Source organism: Streptomyces sp. NPDC048295, from assembly GCF_040652135.1.
In the GTDB taxonomy this organism is placed as follows: domain Bacteria; phylum Actinomycetota; class Actinomycetes; order Streptomycetales; family Streptomycetaceae; genus Streptomyces.
The window spans coordinates 70,613-89,345 of sequence record NZ_JBEZLL010000009.1 but is presented as its reverse complement, the minus strand read 5'-3'; the positions used below and the strand labels follow the sequence as shown (position 1 = coordinate 89,345).

Genomic DNA, 18,733 nt, shown 5'->3' with positions numbered 1-18,733 from the left:
CTGATGGCGTGTCTCGATGCTAGCGGTCTCACACAGTGTCACACTGACGCCCCGATGCGCCCGCGGCTGCGCTGTCACAGAACCGGCGGGTGCCCGGTCAGGTGGACCGTAACCGTTCAGCACCTGAGGAGATCCCCCCGTGGAAGCTCGCATCAACTACTTCGGCAACGCACTCGCCGGCAAGGTCATGAAGCACCTGAACTCGGCCGGGGCGGCGGTGCACTCGGCCCTGCCGGTCGCCACCCAGGAACTGGTGAAGATCCGCGCCAGCCAGATCAACGGCTGCGGCTTCTGCACCGACATGCACACCAAGGACGCCACCGCCGCCGGCGAGGAGCAGCAGCGACTGAACCTGGTGGCCGTGTGGCGCGAGGCGACGGTCTTCACCGACGCCGAGCGCGCGGCCCTGGAACTGACCGAGCAGGGTACGCGCGTCGCGGACGGCTCGGCCGGAGTCTCGGACGAGGCCTGGGCGAACGCCACGAAGCACTACGACGAGGACCAGCTCGCTGCGCTCATCTCGCTGATCGCAGTCATCAACGCGTACAACCGCATCAACATCATCAACCGGCAGCCGGCCGGCGGCTACAAGCCCGGCATGTTCGGCTGAGCCGACCGCTCCGGCTCGTCCGGACGCGCGGGCCCGTCGCCCTGCCTCCCCGGCCCCCGGCCGGGCGACGGGCCCAGGCCACCCTTCATCCGTTCGCCCCACCGCACCGGACGACGCCAGGACTCGACATGAAGCACTCTCCCGCCGGGGACGACAACGACCCCGTTCCCTTCCTCCGGATCGCCAGTGCCCGCGGCCGGTGGACCCTGCTGGCGACGGTGCTCGGGTCGAGCGTCGTCCTGCTCGGCTCGACCGTCACCAACGTCGCGCTGCCGCGCATCGGCCGGGACTTCGGCGCCGACATCGCCGTGCTCCAGTGGACGGTGAACGCCTACATGCTGACCCTGGCGGGCCTGATCCTGCTGGGGGGATCGCTGGGCGACCGACTCGGGCGACGGCGGGTGTTCGTCGTCGGCGTCGTGTGGTTCGCGGCGGCCTCCCTGCTGTGCGGCCTCGCCCCGGGCCCCGGCACGCTGATCGCCGCCCGGGCCCTGCAGGGCGTCGGCGGCGCCCTGCTCACCCCGGGCTCGCTCGCGATCATCGAGGCGTCCTTCCACCCGGACGACCGGCCGCGCGCGATCGGGTTGTGGTCGGGGTTCGGCGGGATCGCGGCGGCCCTCGGGCCGTTCCTCGGCGGGTGGCTGGTCGACGGCCCCGGCTGGCGGTGGACGTTTCTGCTGAGCATCGTCCCGGCCCTGCTGTGCGTGCCCGTCGCGCTGAGGCATGTCCCGGAATCGGTGGGCAGGCCCCACCGGGCCGCACGGCCGGGACGGCCGGCCTTCGACGTACCCGGCGCCGTCCTGGGCGCCCTGGCGCTCGCCCTGACCACCTACGCGCTCACCGCGGGGCGGGCCAACGGTCCGGTGGCCGTCGTCGCGGCCGTCGGGGGCGTCGTCTGCGGCGCCGCCTTCCTCCACGTGGAGCGGCGCACTCCCGACCCGATGATGCCGCCGGCCCTCTTCTCCTCCCGGTCGTTCACCGCCATCAACCTGATCACCCTGTGCGTCTACGCGGGAACGGGCGGGTTCTTCTTCCTGACCGCGCTGGACCTGCAGATCGTGATCGGGTACTCGGCCCTGGCGGCCGGCGCCGCGATGCTGCCCACGACCTTGCTGATGCTGCTGTTCTCCTCCAGGTCGGGAGTGCTCGCCCAGCGGCTTGGGCCCCGGATCCCACTGGCTGTCGGACCGCTGGTGTGCGGCGCGGGCATGCTGATGATGCTGCGGGTCGGGCCGGACTCGTCCTACGTGATCGACGTACTGCCCGCACTGCTGGTGATGGGCGCGGGCATGGCCGTCCTGGTCGCTCCGCTGACCGTGACCCTGTTGTCCTCGGTGGACGCCGCGAACGCCGGGGTGGCCAGTGGCATCAACAACGCCGCGGCGCGGGCGGCTGGTCTGGTGGCGGTGGCGGCGCTGCCGCTGCTGGTCGGGATGGGACCGGAGGCCTACCGGTCGCCTGCCGCCTTCGACACGTCGTTCCGCAGGGCCATGCCGCTGTGCGCGGGGCTGCTGTTCGCCGGTGCGGTGCTGGCCTTCGCCCTGCTGAGGCGGACCGCCCCGGTCACGCACCGGCCGCACGGGCGGGCACACGGGTGGGCCCACGGCTGGTCCCTGGAACCGCCGCTGGTGTCCCGCTTCTCCCCTCACCGAACCATCGACCGAACGGTCGACTGAAGCGTCGACCGAACCCAGAGAAACGAGAGACGAGGAACCCGCCATGTCGTATCCGTATCCGGAACAGAAGTACTGGGGCGAGGACGGGGAGGTCAGTGCCGTCTTCCGGCCGGCCACCACACCGCCGGACCTCGGGCAGCGCGGTCCTGGCAAGGACGCCACCCACTACCTGGCGACGACCGCCACCACCCGCGGCGAGTTCGGCCTGTACCGCGTGGAGATGCGGCCCCGGGCCGGCGGCCCCAAGACGCACTTCCACAAGCGGATCTCGGAGTCGTTCTACATCCTGGACGGCACCGTCCGCCTCTTCGACGGAGCGCGGTGGGTCGACGCGCGCAAGGGCGACTTCCTGCACGTGCCGCAGGGCGGGCTGCACGCCTTCCGCAACGACTCCGACGCCCCGGCCGACATGCTGCTGCTGTTCACACCGGGTGCTCCGCGTGAGGAGTACTTCGAGCAGGTGTCGAAGCTGGCGCACGCCTCGGAGGAGGAGCGGGCCGCGTTCTTCGACCGGCACGACTCGTACTTCGTGGAGTGACGGCAGATAGGGCAGGGCCCCGTGCCCGTGACACCGGTGGTCGCCGGGGTGTCACGGGCACGGGGCCCTCACCGTGTGTCAGGCGGTCGGCCGCGGTGCGCGCAGGTGGGCGCGCTCCTTCAGTTCCGCCTCGTCGACCAGTTCGAGCATGGGCTTGCCGGGGGCGCACATCATCGTGACGACGAACTCGGTCCGCTCGTCGTCCAGTGCGTTGCCGTCCTGGTAGTGGATGGCGTCGCCGCCGGGCTCCCAGAAGGTGCCGCCGGCCTCGACGACGCGCTCCGGCTCCCCTTCCAGTTCGAAGCGGACGGCGCCCTTGATGACGTACCCGAACGCCGGGCCGGAGTGGCGGTGCGGCGGGGTGCCGGGGTCGCCGGGCTCCCACTGGACGTGGATGGTCATCGCCGAGGCGCCTTCGGGAACGACGACCGGCGAGGCGTCCTGGAGCATCTTCGCCGCCCGGGTCCAGCTGGGGCCGTCCTCGCCGCCCGTGCCGTGCCCGTGGTGGCCGTGGTGGTTGTGCTGTGGGTTCTCCGACACTGGGTCGCACCTTCCGTGGTTGCACCGTGTCCGCGCGGCACATCGTCCGCGCCATCACGTGATCGTCGCGGCCGTGGCGGCCGCTCGGTTCTCCTGACCGGGCGACCCGGGAATCTGTGACACACGACGGTGCGGCCGCGGCCGACTCGGTGTCACAAGAACCGGCTGCGGCCTGTCTAGGTGAGGTGAGCACGGTGGCGGGCGGACGCCCGCGCCGCCGTCGCCTCGGACACCCGGCAGGGCCATCGGCCCCCGACGAAAGAGATCCGGATGAGAGTCGTCGTCATAGGTGCCACCGGTCTGATCGGTTCCCGGACGGTCGCCAGGCTCCGCGACCACGGGGTGGAGGTCGTGCCGGTCTCCCGCGCGGACGCGGTCGACGTGAGCACCGGGCAGGGCCTTGCGCAGGCCGTGCGCGGCGCCGAAGTGGTCGTGGACGTCACCGACGCCCCCTCGCGGGAACAGACGGTCAGCACGAAGTTCTTCACCGCCTCGACGGGCCACCTCCTCAAGGCCGCCGTCGCGGCCGGCGCGGAGCACTACGTGGTGCTGTCCGTGGTGGGCGCCGACCGCGTCAGGTCCGGTTACTTCCGGGCCAAGGCGGCGCAGGAGGACCTCGCGCGGCGCGCCACCGTGCCCTACACCCTGGTGCGCGCCACCCCGTTCCACGAGTCCGTCGAGGCGATCGCGACGGAGGGAGCCCGAGCCGACGGTGTGCACGTGCCACCGCTGCTGGTGCGCCCGGTCGCGACGGACGACGTCGCCGCGGCACTCGCCCATGCCGCGGTGGGACTGCCCCGCTTCGGGGTGCTCGAGGTCGCGGGGCCGGAAGAGCTCCGGCTCGACGAGGCCGCCGCCGAACTCCTGGCCGTCCTGGGCCGTACCGGTCCTGTGGTTCCCGACGTCCGCGCCCCCTTCTTCGGTGCGGTGCTCGGGGAGCGGACCCTGCTGCCCGCCCCCGGCGCCCACCTGGGCCACCGCACCCTCACCGAGTGGCTCAAGAACCGCTGAGTCCTGCGGGCGGCGCCGCACCGCCGCCCGCGCTCCACGCCGTCCGTCGGCCCCCCTGGGCCCGCGACCGGCCCCACTCGCCCCCACGCCGTGACAGGAAGGCTGACATGAACGATCCGTCCCGGCCCACCGAGACGCCCGCGTCCAGTGAGCTCGACCAGCTACCCGACCGCGACCGGGAGGAAACCGCCGAATGGCGGGCCTCGCTCGACGCCGTCGTACGCAACGCCGGGCCGGAACGCGCGGCGTACCTGATGCGGCGCGTGCACGAGTTCGCCGAGGCGTCCGGGACGCCGCTGCCCCCGCTGCTGTCCTCGGACTACATCAACACCGTCCCGGCCGCCGCGCAGCCCGCGTTCGACGGTGACCTGGAGATGGAGTCCAGGATCACCGCGCTCAACCGGTGGAACGCCGCCGCGATGGTCACCCGGGCGTCCCGTCTGGGGCTCGGTGGCCACATCTCCACCTACGCGTCGGCGGCCTGGCTCTACGAGATCGGGTTCAACCACTTCTTCCGGGGCAAGAACGCGGACGGCTCCGGCGATCAGCTCTTCCTCCAGGGGCACGCGTCGCCGGGCATCTACGCACGTGTGTTCCTCGAAGGGCGGCTGAGTGCCACGCAGTTGGACGGCTTCCGGCGGGAGGCGGGCGGGCGCGGCCTGCCGTCCTACCCGCACCCCCGGCGGCTTCCGTGGCTGTGGGAGTTCCCGACGGTCTCCATGGGCCTCGGCCCGCTCAGCGCCGTCTACCAGGCCCGCTTCAACCGCTATCTGCACGCGCGCGGCATCAAGGACACCTCCGCCTCCCGGGTGTGGGCGTTCCTGGGCGACGGAGAGACCGACGAACCGGAGTCGCTGGCTGCGCTGACGCTCGCCTCCCGGGAGGGCCTGGACAACCTCACGTTCGTCGTCAACTGCAATCTCCAGCGCCTCGACGGACCGGTCCGCTCCAACTCGAAGATCGTGCAGGAGCTGGAGGCACGGTTCCGCGGTGCGGGCTGGAACGTGGTCAAGACGTTGTGGGGCGAGGCGTGGGACCCGCTGCTGGCCCGGGACACCACGGGCGACCTGGTACGGCGCCTGGGCCACGTGCCCGACGCCCAGCTGCAGACCCTGGCCGTACGCGATGCCCCGTACATACGCGAGAACTTCTTCACCGGCGATGCCCTGTCCGCCCTGTCCGCGTCCCTGAGCGACGCGCAGGTGGTAGATCTGTTCGAGAACTCCCGCGGCGGACACGAGCCGTTGAAGGTGTACGCCGCCTACCGGGCCGCGGTGGAGCACCGGGGCGCGCCGACCGTGGTCCTGGCCCAGACGGTCAAGGGCCACACGCTGGGTCCGGCGTTCGAGTCGCGCAACGCCAACCACCAGATGAAGAAGCTGACGATGGCCCAGTTCCGTGCGTTGCGCGACGTGCTGGACCTGCCGATCCCCGACAGCGCGCTCGCCGGGGACCAGGTCCCGTTCTGGCACCCCGGGGAGGATGCGCCGGAAGTTCGCTATCTGCGCGAGCGGCGGGCCGGGTTGGGCGGTCCCCTGCCGCTGCGCCGGGTGACGTCCACGCCGCTGCCCGAACCGCCCGCCAAACCCTTCGAGGCCCTGGAGAAGGGGTCCGGGCACCAGGAGATCGCCACCACGATGGCGCTGGTCCGGCTGGTCAAGGACCTGATGCGGGACGAGCGGACGGGGGCACGCTGGGTGCCGATCGTCCCCGACGAGGCCCGCACGTTCGGCATGGAGTCGTTGTTCCCCACGGCCGGTATCTACGCGCCGCAGGGTCAGACCTACGACCCCGTCGACGCGGACCAGCTCCTGCACTACAAGGAGAGCGCCGGCGGGCAGCTCCTCATCGAGGGCATCACCGAGGCCGGCTCGGTGGCCGAGTTCACCGCCGCGGCAACCTCGTACGCCACGCACGGCGAGCCGATGATCCCGTTCTACATCTTCTACGCGATGTTCGGTTTCCAGCGCACCGGCGATCAGTTCTGGGCGCTCGGCGACCAGATGGGCCGGGGCTTCGTGGTCGGTGGCACCGCCGGGCGGACGACCATGACCGGTGAGGGGCTGCAGCACGGGGACGGCCATTCGCATCTGCTGGCCGCGACCAACCCGGCGGCGGTCAGTTACGACCCGGCCTTCGCGTACGAGATCGCGGTGATCGTCCGGGACGGGCTGCGCCGGATGTACGGCGAGCGGCCCGAGAACGTCTTCTACTACCTGACCGTCTACAACGAGCCGAAGCTTCAGCCGGCCATGCCCGCGGTACCGGGTATCGAGGAGGGCATCGTCCGGGGCATCTACCGGTTCCGGCCTGCCGAACCCGGCGCCGCCGGGCCGCGGTTGCAGGTGCTGTCCTCCGGTACGGCAGTCCACTGGGCGCTGCGGGCGCAGGACCTCCTCGCCGCCGACTGGGGTGTGCACGCCGACGTGTGGTCGGTGACGTCCTGGACGGAGCTGCGCCGGGACGCGATGCGCGCCGACGACGCCCGCACGCGCGGCGAGGAACGCACACCGTTCGTCACCGAGGCGCTCGCCGGCGCGCCCGGCCCCGTGCTGGCGGTGAGCGACTGGATGCGGCAGGTGCCGGACCAGATCAGCCAGTGGATCGAGCAGGACTACTACTCCCTGGGCACCGACGGTTTCGGGCTGTCCGACACGCGTGAGGACGTCCGCCGGTACTTCCGGGTGGACGCCGAGTCGATCGTCGTGAGCGCCCTCGACCGGCTGGCCCGGACGGGGCAGATCCTCCCCGCGACCGTCGGACAGGCCCGCGCACGCTACGGCCTCGACCGCTGACACATGCCGGGCGCGACCGGCTCCGTACGACACAGACCATGAACGACAGATCCGGCGGGCCGTCGCGTCGCGCCCGCCGGTCGTAAGGAGTTGAGGACATCATGACGGTTTCCGTCACCCTGCCCGCCCTCGGTGAATCCGTCACCGAAGGCACCGTGACCCGTTGGCTGAAGCAGGCCGGCGAGCGTGTCGAGGCCGACGAACCCCTGCTGGAGGTCTCCACCGACAAGGTCGACACGGAGATCCCGGCCCCGGCCGGCGGTGTCCTGCTGGAGATCGTCGCAGCGGAGGACGAGACCGTCGAGGTCGGCGCCGTGCTCGGCATCATCGGTGCACCGGACGAGGCGCCGGCGACCCCGGCTCCCGCCCCGGTCGCACCGCCCACGCCCCCGGCTGAGCCCGGTGCGCCGGCACCTGCCCCGATCCCGGCCCCGACTCCGCCCTCGGCCTCAGTTCCGACTCCCACTCCAGCACCAGCTCCGGCTCCGGCTCCGGCACCGACTCCGGCGCCCACTCCGGCTCCAGCCGCGGCTGTCTTGGCCATGGCATCAGTTGAAACCGCGCCACCTGCCGTTCCTCAAGCCACCTCCACCCTGCGCGGCCGCACGGTCCCGATATCCCGCATACGCCGCGCCATCGGAAGCAACCTGAAGCAGGCGCTCCAGGAGCAGGCGCAGTTGACCACCACGGTGGAGGCCGACGTCACGCGGCTCATGCGGCTGCGCGGCCGGGCGAAGGACGGGTTCCTCGCCCGCGAGGGGCTCAAGCTGTCGCCGTTGCCGTTCTTCATCAAGGCCGCCGCCCAGGCGTTGCGGGCGCACCCGGTCGTCAACGCCCGGATCGACGACGCCGCGGGGACCATCACCTACTTCGACACGGAGAACATCGGCATCGCGGTCGACACGGAGGACGGCCTGATGACCCCGGTCGTCAAGGCGGCCGGTGACCTGACGGTCGCCGGGCTCGCCCGGTCCGTCCACGACCTGGCCGAGCGGGCCCGCGGCAGACACCTCACCCCCGACGACGTGACGGGAGCGACCTTCACGATCTCCAACACCGGCTCGCGCGGCGCCCTGTTCGACACCGTCATCGTGCCGCCGAGGGAGGCCGCGATCCTGGGTGTGGGAGCCACGGTCCGGCGGCCGGCGGTCGTGCGCGACGGCGACGACGAGGTCATCGGCATCCGGGACCTGGTACACCTGTCGCTGTCGTACGACCACCGGCTGGTGGACGGGGCGGACGCGGCTCGCTACCTGACCTCGGTCAAGGCGATCCTGGAGGCAGCGGCGTTCGAGGACGACCTGTACGCCGACACCGTGGGGTGAGACGAGCCCGAACCACGTCCGGCCCGCGGCGCCTCCTCCGGGAAGGTGCCGCGGGCCGGCCGCGTTTCGGGGTCAGCGCGTCGGCGCGAGGTCGCGGATGCGGGCCCACGCGGTGACGGAATCGCCCTCCCGCGTGCGGTGTACGGGAACGTCCGCGTGGCGCAGGATCGCGTCGATCCGTTCGTCGCCGGACAGGAACAGCCCGTAGAGGGTCTCCCAGCCGCCTCCGAGCGCGTACCCCGCGAGACGCCGCAGCAGACGGGTCCCGAGTCCACGGCCCTGCCAGTCGTCCTCGACCAGCAGAGCGACCTCCACAGCGGAGTGATCCGGCATCAGATGACCCACGCCGATGTGGCGTCCCGTGACGTCCTGCACCGCCAGGTGGACCGAACCGGGGCGGTTGAGCAAGCCGGGCAGGTAGGTGGCGGGGTCGGGCATCGCCCGGTGGTAGCGGCTCCACAGGGTCTGCGGCGAGCAGCGGCGGTGCAGTGCCACGGTGCGGGCGAGGTCGGCGGGGCCTGTCGGTGCGATCCGTGGTTCGCGGCGCATGAGTTCGTCCTTGCACATCCAGGACCGGTGCGGGAGGTGGCCCGCCGGGCCGTCAATCGGTGGCGCGGGTCGCACACACCTGACCGGCCGCACCGGTCGGGTGTGACACACGAGGAGCCGTGCGGACGGCGCGCTGTCGCGCCCGTCCGCACGGCTCGTTCCGAATCGGGTCAGCGCACCGACCGGGCGGCGTCCTCGATGACCTCGGTGACCTTCCCGGGCTTCGAGACGCTCACCGCGTGCGAGGCCCGTACCTTCGAGGTGTGGGCGTGAGCCCGCTCGGCCATGAACTCCTGGGCCGCCGACGGGATGTTGAGGTCCTGCGTGGCGACCAGGACCCAGGAGGGGACGGTCTTCCAGGCCGGTTCAGCCGCGCCCCCGGCCAGGGCCGCGTCGGTGATCGGCCGCTGCGTGACGGTCATCAGGTCCGTCCTGGCGCGGGGCACGTCCGCCGCGAACTGGTGATGGAAAGCTTCGTCCCGGATGTACAGGTCGTTGACCCGGGAGCCGTCGGCGTTCGTGGTCGGCACCGGACGCAGCGCGTCGCCGAGGGTGCTCCCGGGGAACCTGGCCGCCAGGTCGGTCGCGCTCTCGCCCTTGTCCGGGAGGAAGGCCGCGAGGTAGACCAGCGCCTTGATGTTCGCGTTGCCGGTGGCGGCGTTGCTGATCACCGAGCCGCCGTAGGAGTGCCCGGCCAGGACGATGGGGCCGTCGATGCCGGCCAGGACGTCCTTGAGGTAGGCGGAGTCCCCGCTCAGGGAGCGCAGCGGGTTGGCGACGGCGACCACCGGGTACTGGTCGTGCCGCAGTCTGCGGATGACGTCGTTCCAGCTCGTGGTGTCGGCGAACGCGCCGTGGACGAGGACAACGGTGGGCTTGGGCGCCTCGGTGGCGGCGGCCTTGTCGGCGGCGGCCGATCCGTTGGTGGTGACGAGCAGCCCGGCGAAGATGCTCGCGGTGGCGAGGGCTGTGAGAGCGGTACGGGTCCGGCCGGTACGGGTGGTCCGGCCGGTACGGGTGGTCCGGCCGGTACGGGTGGTCCGGCCGGTACGGGTGGTTCGGTTCATGGCGATGTCCTTTCGGACGGGAGCGATGATCGGTGATCGGGATTCGGTGATCGGTGCCCGCGTCTCCCGGACGGGGAGCGGGCGATGGTCCCGTCGGACGGCGTCGGCCGACGGGCCGTCCGACGGGATGCTGGTACGGCCGCTCCGGCTCAGGGCCGGTGCCGGCCGGTGAGTTCCTTGTGCTCGGCCGGCGAGGGCTTGGGGATCTGGGTGCCCGGTCCGTAGAAGGCGCGGCTGAGCGCGACGCGCAGGCGACGGGTGCGGGCGGGCACGGAGCCGGCGGGGTCCGTCCCGGGCGCGGCCTCCAGCGGCCGGTACTGGTGGTGGGCGGTGAGGGTGTGCAGTCGCGCCTGGTCGAGGGGCTCGTGGACCTCGACGTACTCGCCGTGCGGCAATCGCTTGATGACGCCGGTCTCACGCCCGTGCAGCACCTTGTCGCGGTCGCGCCGTTGCAGGGCGAGCGCGAGGCGCTTGGTGAGGACGAACGCCAGCACCGGGGCGACGAACAGGCCGACGCGCACGGTCCAGGTCACGGAGTTGACGGAGACATGCAGCCTGGTGGCGATCACGTCGTTGGCGGCGCCGATGAGTGCCACCGCGTAGACGCTGAGCCAGGCCACCCCCAAGGCGGTCCGCACAGGGCGGTTGCGGGGGCGGTCCAGCAGATGGTGGTCACGGTCGTCGTCGGTGACCCAGGCTTCCAGGAAGGGATAGGCGCCCATCGCCAGGAAGAGCAGCATCCCGGCCAGCAGGGGCAGGAAGTTGTCCAGGGCCAGCGTGTGGCCCCACAGGTCGATCTCCCAGCCGGGCATGACGCGCAGCAGACCGTCCGCGACGCCCATGTACCAGTCCGGCTGGGATCCGGCGGAGACCTGGTCGGGGCGGAAGGGGCCGTAGTTCCACACGGGGTTGATCTGGGCCACACCGGCCATGAAGAAGATCACGCCGGAGACGAAGCAGAAGTAGCCGGCGGACTTGACGGCACGCACCGCGAACGGAAGGCCGACGACGTTCTTCTCGGTGCGGCCCGGCCCGGGGTACTGCGTGTGCCGGTGGCGTACGGCCAGTGCCACGTGGCCGGCCAGGAGGACGATCATCAGCGCGGGGATGACCAGCGTGTGCAGGGTGTTGAAACGGGCGATCAGGTCCTCGCCGGGAAACTCGCCGCCGAAGAGGAAGAACGACAGGTACGTTCCGACGATCGGTATCGACAGCAGTGTGCCGTTGACGACCTGCAGGCCGGTTCCGGACAGCAGGTCGTCGGGCAGGTCGTAGCCGGTCAGGCCCGCGAACATTGCCAGGACCAGCAGCAGGAACCCGAGCACCCAGTTCAGCTCGCGCGGCTTGCGGAACGCGCCGGTGAAGAAGACCCGCATCAGGTGCGCGAACACCGCGGCGACGAAGACCAGCGCCGCCCAGTGGTGCGCCTGGCGGACGAGGAGACCGCCGCGGACGTCGAAGGAGAGGTGCAGGGTCGAGTCGAATGCCTGGGACACCAACTGCCCCCGCAGCGGCGCGTACCGGCCGTCGTAGACCACGAGGTCGGCGGAGGGGTGGAAGTAGAGGCTGAGGTAGACACCTGTGATCAGCAGGACGGCGAGACTGTAGAGCGCGATCTCGCCGAGCAGGAACGACCAGTGGTCCGGGAAGACCAGCCGCCGTGCGGAGCGAAGCGGTGCACCCAGGCCCGTTCTGCTCGCCGCCCACGCGGCGATTCGCTCTCCCCCGCGCCGCTGTTCCGGCTCGGTAGGCCGGCTGTCGTTGCCCATCTCGTCACCATTCGTTTCGCGAAGCCGATTCGTCCCACTCAAGACCGGGACGACGGCAAAGGTGTGACACCGACGTGCAGGCCGATGTCGGCGTGTGACGACGTTCTCCAGCTCCTCACCTGCGGCGAACCGGACCGACTGCCGCCGGATGAGCGCTTCGAGACGAGGCCACGGGGCGGGCGGGAACGCGCCGACGTGCGGGGTGATCAGGACGCCGGGCACGGTCCGGAGCGGGTGCCCCGGCGGGAGCGGCCCCGCAGCCGGGCCGTCCGGGCGAGCGGCCCCGCGATGACGGCGATGTCCTCGGTCGGCGGCAGATCGGCGAGACGGCCGAACTGTGCGGGCAGCCATACCGGGGGGACGGGCGGTCCTGACGACGTCCTGCGCTCTCACGACGGTTTCGGGGCCACCGGTCCGGTCGTGAAAAGGCCCGAACGGAGCCGGATCATTGTCTGCGCACCGCGTGCTTCTGTGACAGCGGCCCGTGGTGCGATCGCTCACCCTCGCTGTCACACACACTGCCCATACGTTGTCATGCCGGGCATGCACACTGTCATCAGCAAACCGTCGGGCATCCGGCGGGAATCCGACTCCTACGCGGTCACCGCGGAGTTCTACGACATCCTCCAGGCCGACGCGGACGAGGCGCGGGTCCGCCGCCTCTACGGCCGCGAGGTCGCGACGGCACGCCGCGGCGTGCTGGACATCGGGGCCGGCACCGGGCGGGTGACCATGCTGGCCCTGACCGATTCCCGGGCCGACGTGCACGCGGTCGAGCCGGCCCGCGCCATGCGCACGTCCCTACTGACCCGGCTCTCCTCCCTTCCCGCCGAGCAGCGGGGCCGGGTCACCGTGCACCCGCATTCCCTGGACGAGGCGGCGCTGCACGCGGTCGCGGACGTGGCTGTCTGCCACAACGTGGTGGGCTGCCTCCCGCCCTCCGCACGCGAGAGGTTGTGGCCCGCGATCGGCGCGGCCCTCACCCCTGGCGGTTCGCTGTTCGTGCAGTTGCCGCCGGCCCGGCCCCCCGTCCGCGCCCTCGTGCGCCTGCTGACGGACCAGCGCGTCGGCGCACACACCTACGGTGGGCGCCTGACGATGTCGGCCGCCGGCTACCGTATCCTCGCCCGCGCCGACTACTGGGTCAGAGGCGGTGAGGACGTGCTGCGGGAACACACCGAGACGTTCTGGATGTGGCCCGCGACCCGATCCCGGCTCATCGGCGAACTGGCACCGCACGGATTCGCCCCGTTGCCCGGGTACGAGGAATCGGAACTGCTGGCCGTCACCCTTCGGCACCGTCCATGAGCCGTCGGGCGCTGTGTGTCCCGCCCACGCCCGCCTGTCACAACTGGCCGTTCCACCTGGTCTGTTCAACGACCGCATCACTCCGTCTGGGACTGGAATCAACATGTCGCATGTGAACACGTTCGTGATCGTCGGGGGCGGCCTGGCCGCCGGCAAGGCCGCGGAGGAACTGCGCGCGCACGGTCACGACGGACCCCTCGTCGTCATCGGCGACGAACAGGAACGGCCCTACATCCGGCCGCCGCTGTCCAAGGGCTATCTGCTGGGCAAGGAGGACCGCGAGTCGGTCCACGTGCACCCCGAGGACTGGTACCGGACGAACGAGGTCGACCTGCTGCTGGGCCGGACCGTGACGTCCGTCGACCGGACGGGCGGCACAGTGCGCCTCGACGACGGCAGCCGTGTCCCCTACGACCGGCTGCTCCTGGCGACCGGCTCCACACCCCGACACCTGTCCGTCCCCGGCGCGGACCTGGACAACGTGCAGTACCTGCGGCGCCTGGGCGACAGCGACCGGCTCAGGGCCGCCTTCACCGAGGGCGCGCGGATCGTGGTGGTCGGCGGCGGCTGGATCGGCCTGGAGACAGCGGCGGCCGCCCGGACGGCCGGGGCACACGTGACCGTGCTCGAACACGGCGAACTGCCGCTGCTGAAGGTCCTGGGGCACGAGGCCGCCGAGGTCTTCGCCGGCCTGCACCGGGACCATGGTGTCGACCTGCGTGCCCGCGCCGGGATCGAGCGCATCACCGGAACGGGCGGACGCGTGAACGGCGTTGTGCTCGCCGACGGCACCCGGCTGCCCGCGGACGCCGTGGTGGTCGGAGTGGGCATCACACCCAACGTCCGGCTGGCCGAGGAGGCGGGGCTGGACGTACGCAACGGCATCGTGACGGACGCGCACCTGCGGACCTCCGCCGAGGACATCTGGGCCGCCGGCGACGTCGCCAACGCCTACCACCCGCGGCTCGGCCGCCATGTGCGCGTGGAGCACTGGGCCAACGCGCTGCACCAGCCGCGCACGGCCGCGCTGAGCATGCTGGGCGAGAAGGCCGTGTACGACCGGCTGCCGTACTTCTACACCGATCAGTACGACCTCGGTATGGAGTACACCGGCTATGTGGAGCCGGGCGGCTACGACCGGGTCGTCTTCCGCGGAGCGCGGGACGAGCGACGCTTCGTCGCCTTCTGGATGTCCGGCAAGCGGGTCCTGGCCGGCATGAGCGTCAACGTGTGGGACGTCATCGACACGGTCCGGTCCCTCGTCGAGTCCGGCACGGAGAACGACGACGACGTGCTCGCCGACCCCGAGGTCCCCCTGGAGAGCCTCCTTCCGTGAGGCACCGCCGGACACGACCCTCGCGCACCCTCCTTTGACAATCCGCCGAGAGAGGACCAGTCATGGCCCCCGAACCTCTTGCCGTCCTGGACGCCGGACCGTTCGACGACGTCGACCCGGACGCGTACGTACGAGCCGCCATGCGCTGGCACTTCGACCCCGCGACCGGTTCGCGCTTCTGGCTGGACCGGGCCGACCGCCTCGCATTCGACCCCCGGCACGACGTCAAGGGCGTCGCCGACCTGTCCCTCTTCCCCGATCTGACCGACGAGCTGCGCGTCGTCCCGGTGGCGGACCTGGTCCCCCACGGCTACGGCAGCGGCGTCCGCCTGGTCAACGTCTTCGACAGCGGCGGGACGACCGGCGCGCCGAAGCGGGTCGTCCAGCTCGACGACTGGGTGGGGCACAGCACGGCGCACATCGACCGGCGGCTGCGCGCCCACGGCCTGCCCATCGGCGCGCAGTGGCTGACCGTGGCGCCGACCGGCCCGCACCTGGTGGGGGACGTCCTGCAACGGGCGGCACGCTCCCTGGGCGGCCCGGCACTGAGCGTCGACATGGACCCGCGGTGGGTGAAGAAGCTCATCGCCGCGGGTCGTGGGGACGAGGTCGAGTCCTACACCGACCACCTCGTCGACCAATGCCGGAGGATCTTGTCGACGCAGACCGTCGGCGTACTCGCCGCCACCACCCCCCTGTTGGAGCGCTTCGCCCGGGAGGACGACCTGCTGGAGCGCATCAACGGCTCGGTCCGGGCCATCGTCTGGGGCGGGACGCACATGGACCCCGACACCCGCCACCTGCTGGCCACGGACGTCTTCCCCGACACCGCCCTCCTCGGCATGTACGGCAACACCATGATGCTCACCGCGCTCCTGGAACGCGTCGGGCTCCGCCCCGACGAGCCCTGCGTGTTCGACCCGGTGTCGCCGTACGTGTTCCTGTCGGTCGTGAAGCCGGGCACCCGGGAACCGGTCGGGTTCGGCGAACGCGGGCAGGTGATCGTCAGTCACGTCAGCAAGTCCATGCTCATCCCGAACAACGCGGAACGCGACACGGCCGTCCGCGTGCGGCCGGCCGAGGGTCAGGCGGGGGACGCCGTGGCCGATGTCGCGCCGGTCTCCGTGGTCGAGGGCGACCGGGTGATCGAGGGCGTGTACTGATGCCGACTCCCCCACATGCGCGGCCGGTTCAGCTGGACGCGCTCGGCCCCCGCGGTCCCTACCGGACGCGGATGCCGAGCGCGGTGCACGACGTGACCGGCGCCGAGGTGGCGCGGCTGAGCCTGGTGCCGCCGGTGTACGTGACCCGGGCGCTGTCCGCGCTGCGCGGGGCCGAGCCCGTACCGCGTGCCCGTGTCGACACGGTCCTGGAGGCGGCCGCCGAGGAGTTCGCCTCCGGCACCGTCGGCGGCCTGGACGTACCCGCCTACGAGGACCTCGTCAGCCGCACCTCCGGGACTCCCCTCCCGGTGGTGCGCGCCGCGACCGCGGGCACGGCCCGCTTCGTCGCCCTGGCGCGTTCGTCCGCGGAGCAGGGCAGGCCGCGCGGGACGTTCACGGGCCTTGCGCACATGGACGCGGGGCACGCCGTATGGGCACGGCGCGGTGACGTGTTCGCCGTCAACGCCTCCGGCAACCACCCCGGCGTCCACCGACTGTGGCTGGAAGCCCTGGCTCTCGGCTACCGCGTGGCCGTACGCCCGTCGCGACGCGAGCCGTTCACCCCGCACAGGCTGGTCGCAGCGCTGCATCGGGCGGGTGTCCGGCAGGACCAACTGGTGCTGCTGCCCACGGACCACCGGGCAGCCGACACGCTGATCCGCGGCGCCGACCGCACGGTGGTGTACGGCGGCGACGACGTGGTCGCCCGGTACGCGGGCGATCCCCGTGTGCTGCCCCAGGGGCCGGGCCGGAGCAAGATCCTCGTCACCGCGGACACCGACTGGCGCGCGCATATCGACACGATCGTCGCGTCGGTCGCCGACGAGGGTGGCACCGCGTGCGTCAACGCCACCGCCGTGCTCGTCGAGGACGATCCGGCACCGCTCGCCGAGGCCCTCGCGGCCCGCCTGTCCACTCTGCCCGGCCTGCCTCCCCAGGACGAGCGCGCGGTGCTGCCGGTGTGCGGCCTGAAGCGGGCCCGGGCCTTCGACTCCTATCTGAGGTTCGTCGCGGCCGGAACCCGGCCCTGGCTCGGTGGCGACGGCATCGTGGAGGATCTGGGTGATGGAAGTGCCGTGCTGCGCCCGGCAGTCCATCAGGCCGAGAGCGCCGGCGCCGAGCAGCTGCGGACCGAACTGCCCTTCCCCTGTGTGTGGGTGGCGCCCTGGAACCGGGCGGACGGCACCGCTCCGCTGCGGGACACCCTCGTGCTCACGGCCCTCACCCGCGACCGGGAGCTGCTCGACAGGCTGCTGGCGGAACCCACCGTCGCCAATGTGCACGTCGGCGACCACCCGACCCACTGGATGGCTCCCGGCATACCCCACGACAGCTATCTGTCGGACTTCCTGATGCGCGGCAAGGCGGTTGTCGGCACACTGTGACGGGCGTTCGCGGTCAGGCACTCAGTGGGGCATGAGCAGCATCAGCGCGGTCCCCAACGCCATGGCCCCGTGGCGCGTCCGGGCATAAGGATCCGCCTCCGCGGTGCGGTGCGCGTGCTCGGTGACGGACCTGAACGAGGGCATGGGACGGGTCAACGACCAGAGCGCGCACCCCAGGAGATACGCCGTCAGCACGGCGGTGACCACAGGATCCCGGTCGTGGGACGGGCGCAGCATCCAGGCCATCGCAGCCATGCCCACCGCCGACGGCAGACGTGCGCCGATCGCCGCGACGGCGTGCGCCGCCCGACGGTCGAAGCCGGTCATGAGGAACCACAGGGCGGCGGCCGTGAACAGGAGCGCTCCCGTCCGGCCGGACAGCCGGTGGCCGGGGCTCCAGGGCATCACCGTCATGGCCGCGGCCATGACGCCGTGCAGGAAGTGGTCCACCCGGGCGCGGCTTCCGATGCCCCGGGCCCGCAGGCCCTGCCACAGCTCGTGCGCCGCGACAAGGGCGAAGAGCACCGTGAGCAGGCCGTGCTCGACGTCGACGGGTGTGCGCATGGACGGCATCTCCCCCACTGCGTGTACCTTCCTGATCTCTTGCCCTACGCAGTCATGACCGCGTACGCGATCGATCCGTGACACGGTGTGCTGCCGGAAACACATCGAGCGCCCGCATGTGGCCGACCACGGACTGTCACACAGTGGCCGCTTGTAACATGGTGCGCACAAGGCCAGAAGGGACCCCTCATGCACGCCGGCAGCCGCCCCGACCCACTTGACGGCGCGACGAAGGAATTCCTCGCGGCACGCCCTCAGCTCTTCGGCATCGCCTACCGGGTTCTGGGCAGCGCGGTGGAGGCCGAGGACGTCGTGCAGGACACCTGGGTGCGGTGGCAGAACACGGACCGTACGAAGGTGAAGGAACCGGCCGCCTTCCTGACCACGGTCGTCACACGGCTGGCGATCAACCTGGCGCAGTCCGCGCGCGTGCGCCGGGAGTCCTACGTCGGGCCGTGGCTTCCCGATCCCGTCGACACGACGGAGGACCCGCAGCTCGGCGCGGAGCGTGCCGAAGCCCTGGAGCTGGCGGTGCTGCTGCTTCTGGAGAAGCTGAATCCCGTGGAACGCACCGCCTACGTGCTGAGGGAGGCGTTCGACTACCCCTACGGCCGGATCGCCGAGATCCTGGAAACAACCGAGGCCAACGCACGTCAACTGGTGAGCAGGGGACGCAAGCACCTGGCCGCCGAGCGCACGGCGCGCGTCACGCGCGTCGCCCACCGGCGTCTGCTCAAGGTGTTCCTCTCCGCGGCCCGGACGGGCGACCTCTCGGTCCTGGAGGACATCCTGACCGCTGACGTCGTCAGCTATTCGGACGGCGGCGGGACCCGCGGTGCTTCCAGGATCCCGGTGCGCGGACGGACTCACGTGTCGCGCTACCTCGTGGCCTTCGCCCCGCGTTTCTGGGCGGGGACGGAGATCCGGTGGGTCGAGGCGAACGGTCTGCCGGCCGTGCTGATCTCCTCCGGGGGGAAACCGGTCGGCCTGCTGTCGCTCGACGTCTCGGAGGCGGGCATCGACCGGGTCATGTGGATGCTGAACCCGGCCAAACTGGCGTCCTACCTGGCCTCTTTGCGGGACTGAGCCGCCGACGG

Annotated in this window: 16 protein-coding genes; 11 read left to right on the top strand and 5 right to left on the bottom strand. The window is 71.5% G+C overall.

What is annotated here, in order from left to right:
* The first annotated feature begins 139 nt into the window (after positions 1-139).
* The 3 genes from AB0D53_RS15810 to AB0D53_RS15800 all read left to right on the top strand — a co-directional run bounded on the left by AB0D53_RS15810 (position 140) and on the right by AB0D53_RS15800 (position 2,824).
* Positions 140-610, top strand: a complete 471-nt coding sequence (locus tag AB0D53_RS15810; protein WP_207820704.1) for a carboxymuconolactone decarboxylase family protein — start codon at positions 140-142, stop codon at positions 608-610.
* 128 nt (positions 611-738) lie between these two features.
* Positions 739-2,286 (top strand): MFS transporter, encoded by a 1,548-nt coding sequence (locus tag AB0D53_RS15805; RefSeq protein ID WP_362445884.1) that lies wholly within the window; start codon positions 739-741, stop codon positions 2,284-2,286.
* A 43-nt stretch (positions 2,287-2,329) separates the two neighbouring features.
* A complete protein-coding gene (locus AB0D53_RS15800) occupies positions 2,330-2,824 on the top strand; it encodes a cupin domain-containing protein (RefSeq protein WP_362445881.1) in 495 nt (164 codons plus the stop codon).
* A 78-nt stretch (positions 2,825-2,902) separates the two neighbouring features.
* Here AB0D53_RS15800 and AB0D53_RS15795 read toward each other — a convergent pair whose 3' ends face one another.
* Complete coding sequence (locus tag AB0D53_RS15795) at positions 2,903-3,364, bottom strand: cupin domain-containing protein (protein ID WP_362445878.1); 462 nt, start codon at positions 3,362-3,364, stop codon at positions 2,903-2,905.
* 270 nt (positions 3,365-3,634) lie between these two features.
* On the opposite strand from AB0D53_RS15795, the gene AB0D53_RS15790 reads away from it, so the two are divergent.
* The 3 genes from AB0D53_RS15790 (at position 3,635) to AB0D53_RS15780 (ending at position 8,495) form a co-directional block, all read left to right on the top strand.
* Positions 3,635-4,375 carry an SDR family oxidoreductase gene (locus tag AB0D53_RS15790; protein ID WP_362445875.1) on the top strand — a complete coding sequence of 247 codons (741 nt, stop codon included), beginning with the start codon at positions 3,635-3,637 and terminating at the stop codon, positions 4,373-4,375.
* A gap of 107 nt (positions 4,376-4,482) precedes the next feature.
* Entirely contained in the window at positions 4,483-7,170 is a 2,688-nt protein-coding gene (gene aceE / locus AB0D53_RS15785) for a pyruvate dehydrogenase (acetyl-transferring), homodimeric type (protein WP_362445872.1), read from the top strand.
* A gap of 101 nt (positions 7,171-7,271) precedes the next feature.
* Entirely contained in the window at positions 7,272-8,495 is a 1,224-nt protein-coding gene (locus tag AB0D53_RS15780; RefSeq protein WP_362445869.1) for a 2-oxo acid dehydrogenase subunit E2, read from the top strand.
* 72 nt (positions 8,496-8,567) lie between these two features.
* Here the strand turns inward: AB0D53_RS15780 and AB0D53_RS15775 are convergent, their stop codons facing one another.
* From AB0D53_RS15775 to AB0D53_RS15765, 3 genes are all read right to left on the bottom strand, one after another.
* Positions 8,568-9,044, bottom strand: coding sequence for a GNAT family N-acetyltransferase (locus AB0D53_RS15775; RefSeq protein WP_362445866.1), 477 nt, complete (start codon positions 9,042-9,044; stop codon positions 8,568-8,570).
* 170 nt (positions 9,045-9,214) lie between these two features.
* Entirely contained in the window at positions 9,215-10,111 is an 897-nt protein-coding gene (locus AB0D53_RS15770) for an alpha/beta hydrolase (protein ID WP_362445863.1), read from the bottom strand.
* 149 nt (positions 10,112-10,260) lie between these two features.
* Positions 10,261-11,880: a ubiquinol-cytochrome c reductase cytochrome b subunit gene (locus AB0D53_RS15765; RefSeq protein WP_362445860.1), complete on the bottom strand. Its 1,620-nt coding sequence runs from the start codon at positions 11,878-11,880 to the stop codon at positions 10,261-10,263.
* Between the two features lie 543 nt (positions 11,881-12,423).
* Here AB0D53_RS15765 and AB0D53_RS15760 point away from each other — a divergent pair.
* The 4 genes from AB0D53_RS15760 to AB0D53_RS15745 all read left to right on the top strand — a co-directional run bounded on the left by AB0D53_RS15760 (position 12,424) and on the right by AB0D53_RS15745 (position 17,072).
* Positions 12,424-13,188 carry a class I SAM-dependent methyltransferase gene (locus AB0D53_RS15760; RefSeq protein WP_362445857.1) on the top strand — a complete coding sequence of 255 codons (765 nt, stop codon included), beginning with the start codon at positions 12,424-12,426 and terminating at the stop codon, positions 13,186-13,188.
* Positions 13,189-13,291: 103 nt separating this feature from the next.
* Positions 13,292-14,524 carry an FAD-dependent oxidoreductase gene (locus tag AB0D53_RS15755; RefSeq protein ID WP_362445853.1) on the top strand — a complete coding sequence of 411 codons (1,233 nt, stop codon included), beginning with the start codon at positions 13,292-13,294 and terminating at the stop codon, positions 14,522-14,524.
* 62 nt (positions 14,525-14,586) lie between these two features.
* Positions 14,587-15,687 carry a phenazine antibiotic biosynthesis protein gene (locus AB0D53_RS15750; protein WP_362445850.1) on the top strand — a complete coding sequence of 367 codons (1,101 nt, stop codon included), beginning with the start codon at positions 14,587-14,589 and terminating at the stop codon, positions 15,685-15,687.
* Entirely contained in the window at positions 15,687-17,072 is a 1,386-nt protein-coding gene (locus tag AB0D53_RS15745) for an aldehyde dehydrogenase family protein (protein WP_362445847.1), read from the top strand. Before AB0D53_RS15750 ends, AB0D53_RS15745 begins: the two co-directional genes overlap by 1 nt.
* Before the next feature lie 21 nt (positions 17,073-17,093).
* Here AB0D53_RS15745 and AB0D53_RS15740 read toward each other — a convergent pair whose 3' ends face one another.
* Positions 17,094-17,636: a DUF5134 domain-containing protein gene (locus tag AB0D53_RS15740; RefSeq protein WP_362445844.1), complete on the bottom strand. Its 543-nt coding sequence runs from the start codon at positions 17,634-17,636 to the stop codon at positions 17,094-17,096.
* 189 nt (positions 17,637-17,825) lie between these two features.
* Between AB0D53_RS15740 and AB0D53_RS15735 the strand changes: the two genes are divergently transcribed.
* Positions 17,826-18,722 carry an RNA polymerase sigma-70 factor gene (locus AB0D53_RS15735; RefSeq protein WP_362445840.1) on the top strand — a complete coding sequence of 299 codons (897 nt, stop codon included), beginning with the start codon at positions 17,826-17,828 and terminating at the stop codon, positions 18,720-18,722.
* Positions 18,723-18,733: the final 11 nt, after the last annotated feature.

Coding starts and splice junctions, on each gene's coding strand:
- AB0D53_RS15775 (WP_362445866.1), bottom strand. CDS start 9,044: ATGCGCCGCGAACCACGGATCGCACCGACAGGCCCCGCCGACCTCGCC.
- AB0D53_RS15800 (WP_362445881.1), top strand. CDS start 2,330: ATGTCGTATCCGTATCCGGAACAGAAGTACTGGGGCGAGGACGGGGAG.
- AB0D53_RS15805 (WP_362445884.1), top strand. CDS start 739: ATGAAGCACTCTCCCGCCGGGGACGACAACGACCCCGTTCCCTTCCTC.
- AB0D53_RS15780 (WP_362445869.1), top strand. CDS start 7,272: ATGACGGTTTCCGTCACCCTGCCCGCCCTCGGTGAATCCGTCACCGAA.
- AB0D53_RS15750 (WP_362445850.1), top strand. CDS start 14,587: ATGGCCCCCGAACCTCTTGCCGTCCTGGACGCCGGACCGTTCGACGAC.
- AB0D53_RS15735 (WP_362445840.1), top strand. CDS start 17,826: ATGCACGCCGGCAGCCGCCCCGACCCACTTGACGGCGCGACGAAGGAA.
- AB0D53_RS15755 (WP_362445853.1), top strand. CDS start 13,292: ATGTCGCATGTGAACACGTTCGTGATCGTCGGGGGCGGCCTGGCCGCC.
- AB0D53_RS15745 (WP_362445847.1), top strand. CDS start 15,687: ATGCCGACTCCCCCACATGCGCGGCCGGTTCAGCTGGACGCGCTCGGC.
- AB0D53_RS15760 (WP_362445857.1), top strand. CDS start 12,424: ATGCACACTGTCATCAGCAAACCGTCGGGCATCCGGCGGGAATCCGAC.
- AB0D53_RS15770 (WP_362445863.1), bottom strand. CDS start 10,111: ATGAACCGAACCACCCGTACCGGCCGGACCACCCGTACCGGCCGGACC.
- AB0D53_RS15740 (WP_362445844.1), bottom strand. CDS start 17,636: ATGCGCACACCCGTCGACGTCGAGCACGGCCTGCTCACGGTGCTCTTC.
- aceE (WP_362445872.1), top strand. CDS start 4,483: ATGAACGATCCGTCCCGGCCCACCGAGACGCCCGCGTCCAGTGAGCTC.
- AB0D53_RS15765 (WP_362445860.1), bottom strand. CDS start 11,880: ATGGGCAACGACAGCCGGCCTACCGAGCCGGAACAGCGGCGCGGGGGA.
- AB0D53_RS15790 (WP_362445875.1), top strand. CDS start 3,635: ATGAGAGTCGTCGTCATAGGTGCCACCGGTCTGATCGGTTCCCGGACG.